At 40.6% G+C, this 13871-nt stretch carries 14 protein-coding genes; 8 read left to right on the top strand and 6 right to left on the bottom strand.

The annotated features are described in order from the left end of the window. Positions 1 to 45: 45 nt before the first annotated feature. A complete protein-coding gene (locus FBB35_RS18620; protein WP_174710889.1) occupies positions 46 to 723 on the bottom strand; it encodes a Mo-dependent nitrogenase C-terminal domain-containing protein in 678 nt (225 codons plus the stop codon). Positions 724 to 1021: 298 nt separating this feature from the next. On the opposite strand from FBB35_RS18620, the gene FBB35_RS18615 reads away from it, so the two are divergent. The 4 genes from FBB35_RS18615 (at position 1022) to FBB35_RS18600 (ending at position 5032) form a co-directional block, all read left to right on the top strand. Beyond that, the gene (locus tag FBB35_RS18615) at positions 1022 to 2122 is read left to right on the top strand and encodes a glutamate--cysteine ligase (protein ID WP_174710888.1); all 1101 of its coding nucleotides are present in this window, start codon (positions 1022 to 1024) and stop codon (positions 2120 to 2122) included. 531 nt (positions 2123 to 2653) lie between these two features. Next, complete coding sequence (locus FBB35_RS18610; RefSeq protein ID WP_174710887.1) at positions 2654 to 3010, top strand: hypothetical protein; 357 nt, start codon at positions 2654 to 2656, stop codon at positions 3008 to 3010. Between the two features lie 369 nt (positions 3011 to 3379). After that, the gene (locus tag FBB35_RS18605) at positions 3380 to 3919 is read left to right on the top strand and encodes a Dps family protein (protein ID WP_114085114.1); all 540 of its coding nucleotides are present in this window, start codon (positions 3380 to 3382) and stop codon (positions 3917 to 3919) included. Between the two features lie 345 nt (positions 3920 to 4264). Beyond that, positions 4265 to 5032, top strand: coding sequence for a ChaB family protein (locus FBB35_RS18600; RefSeq protein ID WP_174710886.1), 768 nt, complete (start codon positions 4265 to 4267; stop codon positions 5030 to 5032). Positions 5033 to 5279: 247 nt separating this feature from the next. Here the strand turns inward: FBB35_RS18600 and FBB35_RS18595 are convergent, their stop codons facing one another. Next, complete coding sequence (locus tag FBB35_RS18595) at positions 5280 to 5678, bottom strand: TIGR02588 family protein (protein ID WP_174710885.1); 399 nt, start codon at positions 5676 to 5678, stop codon at positions 5280 to 5282. Then, positions 5675 to 6553, bottom strand: coding sequence for a TIGR02587 family membrane protein (locus FBB35_RS18590; protein WP_174710884.1), 879 nt, complete (start codon positions 6551 to 6553; stop codon positions 5675 to 5677). The genes FBB35_RS18595 and FBB35_RS18590 overlap by 4 nt, the downstream gene beginning before the upstream one ends. A 303-nt stretch (positions 6554 to 6856) precedes the next feature. On the opposite strand from FBB35_RS18590, the gene FBB35_RS18585 reads away from it, so the two are divergent. Next, positions 6857 to 7039: a CsbD family protein gene (locus FBB35_RS18585; protein WP_012409675.1), complete on the top strand. Its 183-nt coding sequence runs from the start codon at positions 6857 to 6859 to the stop codon at positions 7037 to 7039. Positions 7040 to 7208: 169 nt separating this feature from the next. On the opposite strand, the gene FBB35_RS18580 is transcribed toward FBB35_RS18585, so the two are convergent. Next, positions 7209 to 7481 carry a GlsB/YeaQ/YmgE family stress response membrane protein gene (locus FBB35_RS18580; RefSeq protein ID WP_174713700.1) on the bottom strand — a complete coding sequence of 91 codons (273 nt, stop codon included), beginning with the start codon at positions 7479 to 7481 and terminating at the stop codon, positions 7209 to 7211. Between the two features lie 122 nt (positions 7482 to 7603). Between FBB35_RS18580 and FBB35_RS18575 the strand changes: the two genes are divergently transcribed. The 3 genes from FBB35_RS18575 (at position 7604) to FBB35_RS18565 (ending at position 9872) form a co-directional block, all read left to right on the top strand. Continuing rightward, positions 7604 to 7765 (top strand): transposase family protein, encoded by a 162-nt coding sequence (locus FBB35_RS18575; protein WP_174710883.1) that lies wholly within the window; start codon positions 7604 to 7606, stop codon positions 7763 to 7765. A gap of 648 nt (positions 7766 to 8413) precedes the next feature. Next, positions 8414 to 9055, top strand: a complete 642-nt coding sequence (locus tag FBB35_RS18570; protein ID WP_174710882.1) for a hypothetical protein — start codon at positions 8414 to 8416, stop codon at positions 9053 to 9055. Positions 9056 to 9065: 10 nt separating this feature from the next. After that, complete coding sequence (locus FBB35_RS18565; protein WP_174710881.1) at positions 9066 to 9872, top strand: pentapeptide repeat-containing protein; 807 nt, start codon at positions 9066 to 9068, stop codon at positions 9870 to 9872. 202 nt (positions 9873 to 10074) lie between these two features. Here FBB35_RS18565 and FBB35_RS18560 read toward each other — a convergent pair whose 3' ends face one another. Beyond that, the gene (locus FBB35_RS18560; RefSeq protein ID WP_174710880.1) at positions 10075 to 11262 is read right to left on the bottom strand and encodes a glycosyltransferase family 4 protein; all 1188 of its coding nucleotides are present in this window, start codon (positions 11260 to 11262) and stop codon (positions 10075 to 10077) included. Between the two features lie 224 nt (positions 11263 to 11486). Continuing rightward, complete coding sequence (locus FBB35_RS18555; protein WP_174710879.1) at positions 11487 to 13778, bottom strand: diguanylate cyclase; 2292 nt, start codon at positions 13776 to 13778, stop codon at positions 11487 to 11489. Positions 13779 to 13871 lie beyond the last annotated feature (93 nt).

The following is a 13871-nucleotide window of genomic DNA, read 5'->3' as shown; positions in this document are numbered from 1 at the left end:
AGGAGTTACAAATTATAACTCCTTACTCCTCACTCCTAACTTTAACTAAATATATGGTGAAACATCTTCACCGCATTTATCAGCTAGATAAGAGAGGGCGCGGAAACGTAAGCCCACCAGTTGCTCATACAAGGGGTTAATTTTACACATCGGGGGGATGTGAACAATCTTGCGTCCAAATAAGGTGACATCCCGCTCAAAGGGACACTGGGAGGGAATCATTTTACACAAAAAGCGGGCTACTCTTGGGTCTTGAATATCTAGCCCATCCAGCCAGTCACGCAGAGGGTGTAGTGCATCAATTTGACGCTTTGTAAGTCCAGGGCTGGCGATCGCAGGGGTAAGTTGCTGTGGGTGTTCTAGGGTATGGCGAAGGGCTTCTAGTAACTCTTCTGGCTGTTCTAAGGCTTGGCAGAACTGATGCAGAACCTCATCTTCACTGGGAGAATAAGTACCATCTGCGATCGCTACCATAATCGCTGTCCTTAAAAAATTTTCCGCGGCTGGTGTACCTTTACCCAACACTGCGGCTAATTCTTCTGGCTTAATTACCTCTAATGAGTCCCATTTAATTTTAGGAGCTAATTCATCTTTGGTGATATTGGCTATTAATTCCTGTTCTTGGGCATCAAAATTCCCATCTGCCCAAGCAATGGTGAGCAGCCCACGCAACCAAGCGGCAATCTGTTCGCTGCTGTAGGGGGATTGAACGGTACTTATCATAAACTCACGTCTGGTAGCTTTCCTCAGTCACTACTAAGCTACCCTAACCGGCGACTAGGAAGATAGTCAGGGCAGCACAGAAAAATAAATCAGAGAGGTTTTCAAATCGCAAAAGCCGATCTTGGGGTAAAATTCATTTATCCTATTATTGAGAATTTTTATAGTTAAAGTAAATTTGATTGGAGTATCTTAAATATTCGTGCTACATCTCTACAAGGGTTCTGGATAAAGCATATTTAATTTTTGGAAATATCTATTAGTTAGATTAGGTTAACTCTAAGCAATAAAGGTATAAATAATGTTTTTCTTTGGCATTGAGCATGAAGTCGCTTTCCTAAACAAAGAAGGAAAATTTGCTGATTTTTCTCACACAAAATTTGCTGATTTTAATCAAATTATTGAAAAGTTACCCACATATCCCAGCGATTATCCTCAACTGCGCGTAGGTGATGCAGGTATTAAGATGAAGAGATGGTATATTGAAGGATTCGAAAGATTTGCAGATTCCGATGAAGTGATAGACTGTCATGTTAAAGGTATTGAAATTAGAACAACTATACATTCTGATATTCAAGGCGCTATTACGGAATTATCAGCAAGTTTTCACTTACTACGTGAAGTTGCTGCTAACTTTGATTTATCACCAGTTTTGGTCAGTTTTAATCCCTACAATCCGACTTTTGAACCTCAACCTCCATTAAATGATTATGAAATCAAACAGCTACAGGCTTATCCTGACGAACAAACTGCTAATATTCACATGGTGTCTTATGGGCCAGATTTAAATATTTCAGTGGCAGATTTGTCTACTGAAAGTGTAATTGATATTGGCAAAAAGTTAACTTATTACAGTCCCTATATAGTTCCTTTTAGTTATAGTTCTCCTTTTTATAACGGAGGTTTATGGGATGGGTTATCGGTACGAACATTTATCAGAACTGGAAAAAGACCAGCAACCTTAGTTTTTGTTCAGAAAGAAGAACAGTTAATTAATAGTATACCTTCACTAACAAAAATCGCCCGCATCCCGGCTGAAGTAGGACGTATTGAATTTAAAGCTTGTGATAGTTGTGATGATTTTTTAATCTACGCATCTTTGCTAGCTTTATTGAAAGGTTTGGTGTTAGATAACACATTACTAGGTAGAGAAACTGTACCCGATGCAGCATTACATCAAATTTCAGCAAAAGAAGGTTTTGACAACGAGGATATTTTTGAGAATGCGACAAAAGTCTTGCAAGCAGCCGAAGTTGCCTTGGAAAATGACCCAGATATTCATTATTTAATGCCCTTAAAAGTACTACTGGCGAAGCGAAAAACGAGATCCCATGAATTAATAGAAATGTTTAATCGAGTAAGTTCAATAGAAGAAGTAATAAGGCAGACTTATCAAGTTTAAATAAAAGATTTATTTTTCCCCTTAAAAAAGGAGATATTTATATAATTTTATCCTTTACAAATATCCTATAAAGTGCATATTTGTGAAATTGCATTGATTCGATAAAGTTGGACTCACTGAAGACAAATCCCAGAGTCATTAATCTGCGACAACTATATTAAGTCGATATATCTAGAGACTGATTTTTATTGCAACCACAGATATAGAAAAGTTCATTCTAGAGATTGATGCAGGCTTTAGCATTTTCAAAGTACAAGTAGAAACAAGGAACCTTGAGAAAAGAATGTCAATATCAAATGTAAAATTTTTGCTACAGAATTAAGGTGGTATTTGCTTATTATCCCTTACTTATTTCGATGCAGAAATACAAAGATAATTTCTTCATCTCTTTATCAGGTTCCTTTTACAAGGATTTTCAGATTAAAGTGTAGTTTGCTATTTTTATTATTGCTCAATTTGCCAAATAAAAATATAAGCTCTGCTTTATCCGTGAAAGTTCTGCGTTGTTAAAGCTGTTATCGAGGATTTCAAATGAAGACTATTGCTTCTGTTTTATCTATCTTAAGTCCAGTACGTTTTCTAATTGTAGGCTTTACTTGCGCCTTACTACTGTTATCTAGTGCTTTTCCTGCTTTTGCAATCGATAGCTATCAAAGTAATCCTACCGAAGGCACTACACAACTACTTGACATTCAGCGCAAAACTGATGAAGCTGCTAAAGAACCACCAGCAGGATTGAAAAAGGTTCAAAAGGAGTCCAACAAAGGACTCAACGAGGTTCAGGGAGATGCTGATATTGACAAGCAGAAGCGTCCTGAAAATTCACAGGGTGCAACCTCTGTGGAAGAAAATATTAAGAATGTGTTAGAGAAAGTTACAGGTAAGTAACTAAATTAATAGTTCTGGTAATTTTTGGGTAGTAATGGGTCATTGTGTAAAAGCAATGACCCATTACTACATTTTTAATGTTAAGCAGGCTGGTTAATTAAATTAATTAAGTATAAAGCTATCTTCACCTGAGTATTGTTGGAAAACTGAGTTTAGATGGTATGAATTAACTATTATATTTAATATTCTTATACTTGGAGTTGAAAATGGATAATTACTAGACTATTGGCTGAATAATACCTATTAAGACATAGGTACAATTATGAATTGAGTAACTAATCTAAGCTCATAATGTTTCCTTTGGTTGATGTGGAATGTATCTGAAATTTGAGAAGTTAGTAAATAAGTTTGCTTAGGGATGGAAAAACAATGCGTGCGATAAACATTGGGTTGACAGAAGAACAGCGTCAAGGTGTAATTAATCTGTTAAATAAAGATTTGGCAGATGCCTATCTACTGTTGGTGAAAACCAAAAAGTATCACTGGGATGTCGTTGGCCCTCAGTTCCGTTCTTTGCACCAGCTTTGGGAAGAACACTACGAAAAGCTGACTCTAAATATTGATGCCTTGGCAGAGCGGATTCGTGCTTTGGGCGGTTATCCAGTTGGCACAATGGAAGGATTTCTTAAGATTGCTACCCTGAAGGAACATGCTGGTAATGTTCCCACAGCAACGAAGATGGTAGCTAATTTAGTGCATGATCACGAGCAGGTTATTCGTAACTTAAGAGACCATGTAGATCAGTCTGGTGATGATTTCCACGATCAAGGAACTGCTGACTTTTTAACTGGACTGTTGGAACAGCATGAGGAGATAGCTTGGATGCTGCGTTCATTTATTGAAGGAGAGGCATTAGATCCAGATGGTAGACAGCCAGCATCTGGGGCTAAGACTCCTGTAGGTGTGTAGTTTATAACGTCTGAGTTGAGATGGCTGTCTGTAAAACCAGTTAGAAGCAGGAATCAATCCTGCTTCTAACTCAATACGGTTCAGTTAAGGCTAAAACTCTTTGTTAAAGTCAATTTTTTTACGTAGACACGGAGCGGCTTGCCGCAGGCTACCACAGAGATGCAGAGAAGCCAGTGCGTTGGGCGGGTTCCCCGACTTGAAGCAACTGGCGCGGCACTGAGAGAATAAAGAAATGCTTAACTGAACTGTATTGGCTTCTAACTGGTGTAAAAGAATTAATCTGCCTGCATCTACCTCTTCACCATATCCATTGCACAAACAAAATAATACAGGGAGAGTACTTAAGTGACAGAAGTATACAAAGCAGAACGTACTATATCTGCTGTATTCAAAGAACAGAAGCAAATTGATGATGTAATTCGACGTTTACTAGACAGGGGTGTACCTAGAGATCATATTTCGGTCATGGGTAGAAACTTTCAGTCAGAAACTAGAATTGCAGGCTTTATTAGTAAAAAGGATGTGATTCTGGGAGGTTTGAGAACGGGGGCAGTTTTTGGTTCCTTGTTTGGTTCCTTTCTCAGCTTGCTCACTGGTGTAGGCGTACTGTTTATTCCCTTTGTCGGCCCAATCGTAGCAGCAGGGCCTATTGGTGCAGTGTTGTTGGGTGCTGCTAGTGGAGCGATCGCAGGTAGTGCAGGTGCCGGTCTGGTATCAGTTCTAACTACTTTGGGGATGCCAGAAGATAAGGCGGCTATCTACCAAACCCGCTTACAAGCAGGCGAATTCTTACTGATGGCAGAAGTTCCGAGCGATCGCACTGGCGAATTTCAATTGCTACTCGAAAGTGCTGGTGGCGAAGAAATTAACACGATCGAAAAAACCTTTGCTCGCCCTTGTCCTGGACAGTGCAACAGTCCAGATGACTTGTCTCCTGAAGTTCGCACTCATCTTTCTGATGAAGCTCAACGCACATTCATTGAGCGCTATAATACTGTCTTCAATGAAAAAAATGACGAGTTCACAGCCGAACAAGCTGCTTGGGAGTCTGTTCATCAGCAATATGATGAAGATCAAAACGGCGTTTGGTCAAAAGCTAAAGTTAAAGCTTAAACTACTGCGCGTTAATAATTATATGAATCCGCTTTGATTTTTGTTCGTGTAGGGTGGGCATGGTAAGAGGCAATGTGATGAGCTAAGTGCAACGCAAGCGCAATAGGCAACTCGAAAGAAAGCTATTTGAGTTGTACTAAGTTTTTCAAAAATCAAATATTGAGTCATATAGCAATTTTATTTGATTTGTAAGAATTGCAAGCCGTATATCCCCTACTTATTTGAGAAGTCGGGGATATTATCTTCTCTATGGCAATTTATAACTACCAACACGCAAATTTAACTGACCTTGACGCGGGTTTTGGGTGAATATAAATGCGCCTTCTTCACTTTCCCCACTAGATAAAAAGTCAATCTGTTGCTCTCCTGTTTCTGTAACTTTGCCGTCAATCATTAACTCAGCCATAATCTGAACTGACTCAGCTGTATCTCCTCCACTATTCACCACTTCAAAGGGAACATAAAATTGGCCATCAATTTCCCGAATTGTTTCTTTTTTGGTAACAGAAAGAATGGGAGGTTGATTCTTTTCGTTCAGCCAAGTGTAACCTACTAAACTCACAATGATTGCTAGGATAAGTGAGGCGACGCTGAATGTTATCCACTCAGCTATTGAGCGCTTTGGTGGTTGTTCTGTTTGAGTCATATTGCTAACCTGCCGGCTGCACCGCCAATAGTTGCAGGTAAGCCCAGCATTAAGGTGTGATCTAACCACATTGTCCAAGGATCGCTAAAAGTTAACTTTTGAAAGAACCACAGCATAAAAGCGCTTGCTAGGAGTGACACTAAGTAAGACATAATAGTTTCGCTTGATGGTCGTTGGAAAATTCCCTTTTGCTCTCTTCGCTTTTGCTGGTCAGAAAAGCCTGCTTGAAATACAATGCCATAAGAAATTAGTAAAGATGTGGCGATCATTGCTAACTCCCAAGGTGGTGAGGCTGCGGCTGCAAGCATAGTAATTTCATCTGTTGGAGCGATGTTAAATGCAATTATGGTTGCACCAATTAGGGTTCCACCCACATCGGCAAAGGTGGCGTTTAACTCATCTTTTGTGTTGCTGGTTGTGCTATCGGCTTTTTGTGCTTCTCCATTGCTGTTTCTACTATCTCCCAACAACTGGTTGGCTAATGCTACACCAAGAGCAAATGGTACACTTTCAAAGATGATTTTACCTAAAGATTCTTTTAGAGAAGTTTCTAGTGTCAATTCTCGCAATAGTAGCAGCACAAAGGCAGAGCAAGCTAGTCCGATCGCGATCGCTTCTACGGTATCCATTGCGGCTTGAGGAGCTAGCCAGCTATATCTGCGTTTCCGAAAGCCTTCTGTTTGATTGAGCAAGTACACCACGATAAACATAAATGCGATCGCCATCATCATCAGTTGTGATTTTGCCAGCGATCCAATCCACCAAACCTCCATTGTATACAGTAAAGGGATGCCAAATAAAAAACCTCCGCAAGCACCCCGAATAATGTCATTAATCTCACTCCTCCATACATCTTTTTGACGTTTTGTTGCCACTCCTTTTCTGCCCTTTTATTGAAAATTTACTTTGACTTCTCTAATTTTCTATGAAGATGTATATAGCAGTCCTAAATAGTTTGTGAAAAGTTAAATCCCCGACTTCTCAAAAAAGCCGGGGATGTGAACAGTGCAAATTTATATGAATTCGGATTTCTTTACTTGCTTACTCTGTAGCTCACCGTATCTATCTTAAGATACATAATCGACCGAATTCTTCTATCGGTTGATGGAAGTTGAAAAGAATATATTACTGTTAGTTTATGTAATAGCTGAATTAACTACAAGCTAGACATAAAAACCATGAGTACCGAAAAAAGAGTAGAAGCTACTGTAAAAAATATTGAAGGAAAAATCCAAGAGGTTGTGGGTGAAATAACTGGAAATCCACAAGATAAAGCTGAAGGGCAAGCAAAGCAAGCTGAAGCCCAAGTTGGTCACACTGTAGAAAACATTAAAGATGAACTTAAGAAAGCTTTAGAATAATTTAGTTTTTGCAGTGCAGCAACACTAACCATGATTCATTACCGATACTTTAACATTAATTACTCCACTAACCTTGAGGAAGTGGAGTTTTTGTATCTGCATAAAATCTGAAAGGGTGAATTCCGAAGAAATTGCTTTTAAAAACGATTTTTATAGAGATTTAATTCAACTAATAACTGGCGCGATTAGCTAATAGGTTCCAGAGAAAAATGGCAATTATTGCGCCAATTATAGCAACAATTACACCTGGTATACTAAGGGTTGCAGCAGTTAATTGAAATTTTCCTGTCTCTAAAAGAGTAATTAAAATTCCCCCGATTACAGCACCTATGATACCTAAAACCATAGTTGAAACAATTCCACCACCTTGACGACCAGGATAAATAGCTTTTGCTATAGCTCCAGCAATTAAACCCAGAATAATCCAAGCAATAATGTTCAGCATAATTTAATCCATCAAAAAACTTAATCACTAGCTTAGAAATTACAATAGTATTTTCCTTCTACCCGAAGGTATAAGTATTAATGTACATTAACTAATTCGGTATCTGATCAGTGATTGCAGTGGGTAAAGGATGGGAGGATATGGAAACTTATGGGTTTAGCAAGTCTAATTGGTTAGAGCAGTTTTTAACTTTACCGAATGGCATTCCTTGTCCAGATACCTTTCGGCGAGTGTTTGAACTTATGAACCCAAAAGTATTTGAGCGTTGTTTTCACAGATGAGTACAGTCGATAGTTAAAACATTTGGGGCACAAGTAATTTCCATTGATGGTAAGACCCTTAAAAGCTATTACAACAGAGAATAAGGGAGATCGGCTTTGCATTTAATTAGCGGATGAGCAAGTGAACATTGCCTTGTTTTGGGACAAGTCAAAGTATCTGAAAAACCGAATAAAATTACTGCAATTCCTGCCTGATTAGAGCTACTTGACTTATATTACGTTTGAGGACTAAAGTCCTGACTACAAACGTATTTATCACTCATAACTAATGCGATAGACCAGTAGTAGTATTGTCAATTTAATTGGCTGCAGGTTTGGCAGTATTTTGAAGATAGCGGGAAAAGTTCACTGAACTTTTCCCGCTTCAGTTTAGCTAAAGACTTTTTTTGTCACATTAACTCGAGCGGTAAATCAAAACAAGCATTGCCCGATTTAGGCATTGCAGGCAGCGATTTGTGCGTAATAAAGCTTGTACAATTATCAAGGCGGTTTTTACTGCCAGAATACTTCTCAGGTGTAAAATTTATCGACAGCAAAATTTTTATACTTTGTATTTTTCCATGCTTCACTTGTGGCAAAAATTACCCAAGTTAGGCACTCATATCTTGCAATAGATAACTTTTACCCTTATGACTGGAGAGCAAAATCTTGGGAATAGAACTACGCAGTTTCGTATTTCTCGACAGCCTGCAACCTCAACATGCAGCATATATGGGAACAGTAGCCCAAGGCTTCTTACCATTACCAGGGGATACATCACTGTGGATTGAAATTTCTCCTGGTATCGAAATTAATAAAATTACGGATGTAGCTCTAAAAGCTGCCTCTGTCCGTCCGGGAGTACAGGTAGTTGAACGGCTGTACGGATTATTAGAAGTTCATTCTAGCTCCCAAGGGGAAACGCGAGCTGCTGGTCAAGCCATTTTAGCGGCATTGGGAGTTCGAAAAGAGGAATGTCTGAAACCGCGTGTTGTTTCTAGCCAGATTATCCGCAACATCGATGCTTACCAAACACAACTTATTAATCGCACGCGACGGGGACAGCTACTACTAGCAGGTCAAACGCTGTATGTATTAGAAGTGGAGCCTGCTGCTTACGCTGCACTCGCTGCGAATGAAGCTGAAAAAGCGGCATCGATTAACATCCTTGAGGTTCAAGCTGTAGGAAGTTTTGGACGACTTTACTTAGGTGGACATGAGCGAGATATTTTAGCAGGTGCGGCGGGAGCTTTAACGGCCATTGAAAGTGTGGCTGGCCGAGCAAATCCTCTAGGTGGTCGTCAGGAGTAAAGGAGAGAAAATGGCAAATCGAGAGCATCTAACTTTACTCAAAGCAGGTGCAGTTACATGGATTGAGTGGAGAAAGAAAAATCCTCAGATTGAACCAGACCTAAGCGCCGCAAATCTGCAAGGGAATAACCTCAGAGGCGCAAACCTCCAGGGGGTAAATTTGAGAAAGGTAGATTTGAGTAATGCTTTACTGGTGCGAGCAAACCTCAGTGGTGCTGATCTCAGTAGTGCCAACCTCAGCAAAGCCTTGCTTGTTGAAGCTAACTTGAGTGATGCTAACTTCAGTGTTGCTAACTTCAGTGGTGCTATACTTACGCAAGCAGATTTGAGTCATGCTAATTTGATTGGAGCCGACTTGAGTGAGGCAAATCTGAGAGGCGCTGCGATCGCTCATGCTAATCTAATTGGAACTGACCTAAGAGACGCTAACTTGAGAGATGCCGATTTAGGTGCAGCGAAGCTGATACGGGCAAATCTATCTTTTGCCAACCTCATTGAAGCTAACTTGATTGAGGCTGACCTTAGCGAAGCAAGTTTGTATGAAGCGGAAGCATCGGGGGCTTATCTTTATAAAACTGACCTTTACAAAGCTAATTTGAATAAGGCTCGCTTCAGTGGTGCTTACCTGTTGCGGGCTAACTTAAGTGAGGCTGACTTGAGTGAAGCTGACTTGAGTTGGACTAACCTGAGAGGCGCGAATTTGGTAGGGGCAAATCTCAGAGGAGCCAACCTGAGAGGAGCCGACATGAGGGGAGCTAACCTTAGTGGGGTAAATCTTCAGGAGGCAATTATGCCTGACGCTTCCAAGCACGATTAGTTAGCAACAAAAGGTATTTATGTTGATTGTTACAAGGTTTGCGGTAAGTGTAAAGCTCAGTCACCTTAGTACTGAGATATCAGCGACATGAGCAGTAATAAAGGCAAATGAAAAATCAGGTTCCTTCCCCTTTACAAAACGTTTAGGACTCTATTGGGCGTAATTCCTACTTTTGGAAGAAATCGCCGCTGTGAAAAGTCTCTTACCAGGAAATTTGCGATCGCTCTTGCACAACTCGCTGATATACTTCTTGAGTTTGCCTAGCTAATTTCGGCCAGCTAAAGCGCCGCTCTAAATCCTCATAAGCGTTATCCACTAGCCATTGTCGATAACTTGGATTTTTCAACACTTCTAAAATTCCCCAAGCTAAAGAGTCGGAATTGTTCACCCAAGTAACAATGCCTGTTTTGGTATGTTGCACCACTTCAGGAAAACCACCTGTATCGGAAACCACTACAGGCACGCGAGAAGCAAAGCTTTCTAAAGCTACAATTCCAAAGGGTTCGTAAAGACTAGGAAAAACGGCACAGTCAGCAACAGTTTGGAATTTATCTAAGTAATCATCAGAGAGAAAACCTGTAAAATAGCAATGATGCCAAATTCCTAAATCCCAGGCTTGGCGTTTGAGATGGTCAGTATTTCCACCACCAACAATGACAAATTTAACGTTACCTCCCATTTGGGAAAGGATTTTGGGTGCAGCATTAAGTAATATCGGTACACCCTTTTCGTAGGTCATACGACCGAGGTAGTAAACAATTTTCTCATTGTCTGTGGCAAATTGGCGACGAAAATCTAACGCATGAAAATCTACGTGATGCTGTTTCTTTTCGGCTCTGATACCGTTATAGATAACATCGATTTTGTCCCAAGGACTGTATAATGCTCGTTCTACCTCTTGGCGCATATAGTCGCTACAAACAATAATTCGCCAAGCATTATAAGCCAGCAAGGTTTCTTTGCCATTTATATAGCCTTGGATCTCTGTATGAATACCGTTATAGCGTCCGTATTCTGTAGCATGAATTGTGGCAATTAGTGGTATTTTAAAATTATGCTTGAGAGCGATCGCAGCATCTCCAACTAACCAATCGTGGGCATGAATTAAATCAAAGGGCCCTTCCTCCAAGATCAACTTACCACCTTGATCTCCCATACTTAAATTTAGATTGACTACCCAGTGGAAAAAGTCGTTACTATGTGCCACTGGCACCCGATGTACCTTTACTCCTTCAACCACCTCATACAGCGATGCCTGACCAAACTCCGGCGTAATCAGGTGGACTTCATGTCCTAGCTTTACCAGTTCCGGGTACAATTCCGCTACATGTCGCGCAATTCCCCCAACAATCCTTGGCGGAAACTCCCAACTTAATACCAATATCTTCATCTGTTAGACTCCCCGACACTTTACAAATATCTAAACAACTACATTTACCTAAAAATACAAGTCTGGCGAATGCAGTGAGTACTTTTACTAAATTTTTAGATTTTTTAACAGTTATTTTGTTAAAGCTTATCAAAGGTTATCAACTGTATGCTAGCGATAGGAAGCAATGTATAATACTAATTCGTAATTTAAAACACTTGAGTGCCCGTTTTGTAACTCAGGCTTTAAGAAGGGGTAACGACGCAAACAGTATGAACTCGATCGCGCCCTTGCTGTTTAGCTATATATAGTGATCTGTCCGCAGCATTAATCAAGTCTTGTGGCGAAGTTTCGGAATTTGGCACAATGCTGCCAACACCTAGACTGACAGTAACGTGATCGCACACACTAGATTGAGCATGGGGAATAGTCAAGTCAGAGACTGCTTGTCGAATAGTTTGAGCTACAGAGATTGCTCCTTCAATCTCTGTATTAGGCAGAATCACAGCAAATTCTTCGCCGCCGTAACGGGCTACTAAATCGGCTGGACGCTTAATAATACTTTTAAGCGCACTCCCCAATTGCCGCAAACAATCATCTCCTGCTAAATGCCCGTAAGTATCGTTGTAGCGTTTAAAAAAATCGACATCGAACAAGATTAAAGACAACGGCATTTGCTCGCGTTTGAGTCGATGCCACTCATTCTCAAGATACTGATCGAATCGGCGACGATTGGCTATTTGAGTCAAGCCATCTAAAGTGGCCAATCTTTGCAGTTCTTCATTGGCAGCTTGTAATTGCTGGTAGAGTACTGATTGATGAATAGCGATCGCTACCTGACTGGCTAACTGCTGCAACAAATTAACTTCAAATGCTTGCCAGTAACGAGGTGCGCTACACTGATGAGCAATGAGTAAACCCCACAGATTATCCCCATTCAAAATCGGTACTACCATTGCAGCCTTGATTTTATAGAGTTGTAATAACTCAAAAACATCGGCTGAAAGATCAGACTCCTGAATATTATGCAGGACTGTAGGTAATCCCTGGTAATAGTAGCTAAAATCTCGTGTTCTCGAAAATGGGTGCAGTGTCTGCTCTAATCTCTGCGGGTAGTCATCACTCAGCGATTCTGCCGCAAAATAGCCACTTCCGTCAGATTCCAACTGGTAGATAGCAACGGAATCTGAACCCAAACACTCTCGAATACTGTTGACTGTTGTATTTAGAACCTCCTCCAAATTCAGTGATTGCCGAATCTGTTGAGTTACTTCAGTAATTAGTCGTTCCCCCTCTGCCTGTTGTCGCAGCAATCCTTCAGCTTGTTTACGAGTGCTAATGTCTTCTACCGAGCCAAGAATCTGCGTTGGAGTGCCGCTAGCATCTCTGGCAAATACGACTTCTCGTGTATTCAGCCAAAGCCACTCCCCATTTTTATGCCGGAATCGGTATTCGGTGGAAAGAACTTCATTGTCGCTAAGGTTGATGAAGCGACTTGGTATGTCATAGCAGAGGTGTTGGTCGTCTGGATGAAAGCAATTCAGCAACCACTGTGGATCTGCGTTACAAAATTCCTCTGGAGAGTAGCCTAAAATACTAAGACTTTTTTGGTTAAGATAAATGCTTGTTCCTTTTAAGAGGTCAAATAAATACAAAATATGCGGTACGGTATTAGCAACCTTTTGGAGAAAGTCTTGACTTGAACGCAATGCGTCTTCAGCTTTTTGGCGTTCGCGCAGCGCGGCTTGATATTCACTAATATCTCGTCCCTCGGAAATAAGTAATTTTACACACCCTGTTTCATTGAGTATGGGACGTAGTGAAAAATCAATTGCGATCGCTCTATTGTCTCGATTCAAAACCTCAACTTCATAGCGAATAGATTCACCATTAGCAGCAGCTGCGATCGCAGTTTTTAATTGTGCTTGTGTCTCTGAAGAAATTGTCCACCATTTTGCCTCCCAAAATGGCTTACCAACTACTTCTTCTCGAGTAATTCCAGCAAAGTCCAGTGCTGTTTTGTTAGCCTCTAATACAATTCCATTGGGCTGAAGCAATCCGATAAACTGATTGGTTTGATTGAAAATCGCCCGGAATTTTGGCTCATTTTCACTTAATGCGGCTTCTGCCCGTTTGCGTTCGCTAATATCGAACACTAAACCCTGAAATACCTGAGTTTGTCCATCCGCACAGAGAACAAGATTAGCTTGATCCCGCACCCAAATTGTTCTACCATCGCGCCTCAGCATTCGATACTCGACCCTCAAAGTCTCTCCGGTGGTGATTGTCGTGTTTACAGCTTGCCAATAGCGATCGCGATCGTCTGGATGAGTGTAATTTAACCAACTATTAAAAAAACCGTGATACCAATCTTCGGGAGCAATGCCTAACAATTGTTGCAGTTGCGGACTAATATAAGCTTCTTGAGCAGTGTTATTAATCGGTAAAATATAAACAACGCCCGGAATTTGTTCTACCAGAGTGCGGTATTTTTGCTCTGCCTCAGAGAGTTCTTCTTGGGCCTGCTTGCGACTCATGATGTTTTGAATTTCTACAATAAATATATATTTTGCTGTTAGAAATCCTGCATTCGAGGCACGCTCAAGGATGTTTGAGCCAATGGTGAGTTA

Origin of the sequence: Nostoc sp. TCL240-02, from assembly GCF_013343235.1 — a bacterium.
Classification (GTDB): Bacteria; Cyanobacteriota; Cyanobacteriia; order Cyanobacteriales; family Nostocaceae; genus Nostoc.
The sequence above is the reverse complement of the archived record's forward strand: the minus strand, read 5'-3'. Positions and strand labels throughout refer to the sequence as shown.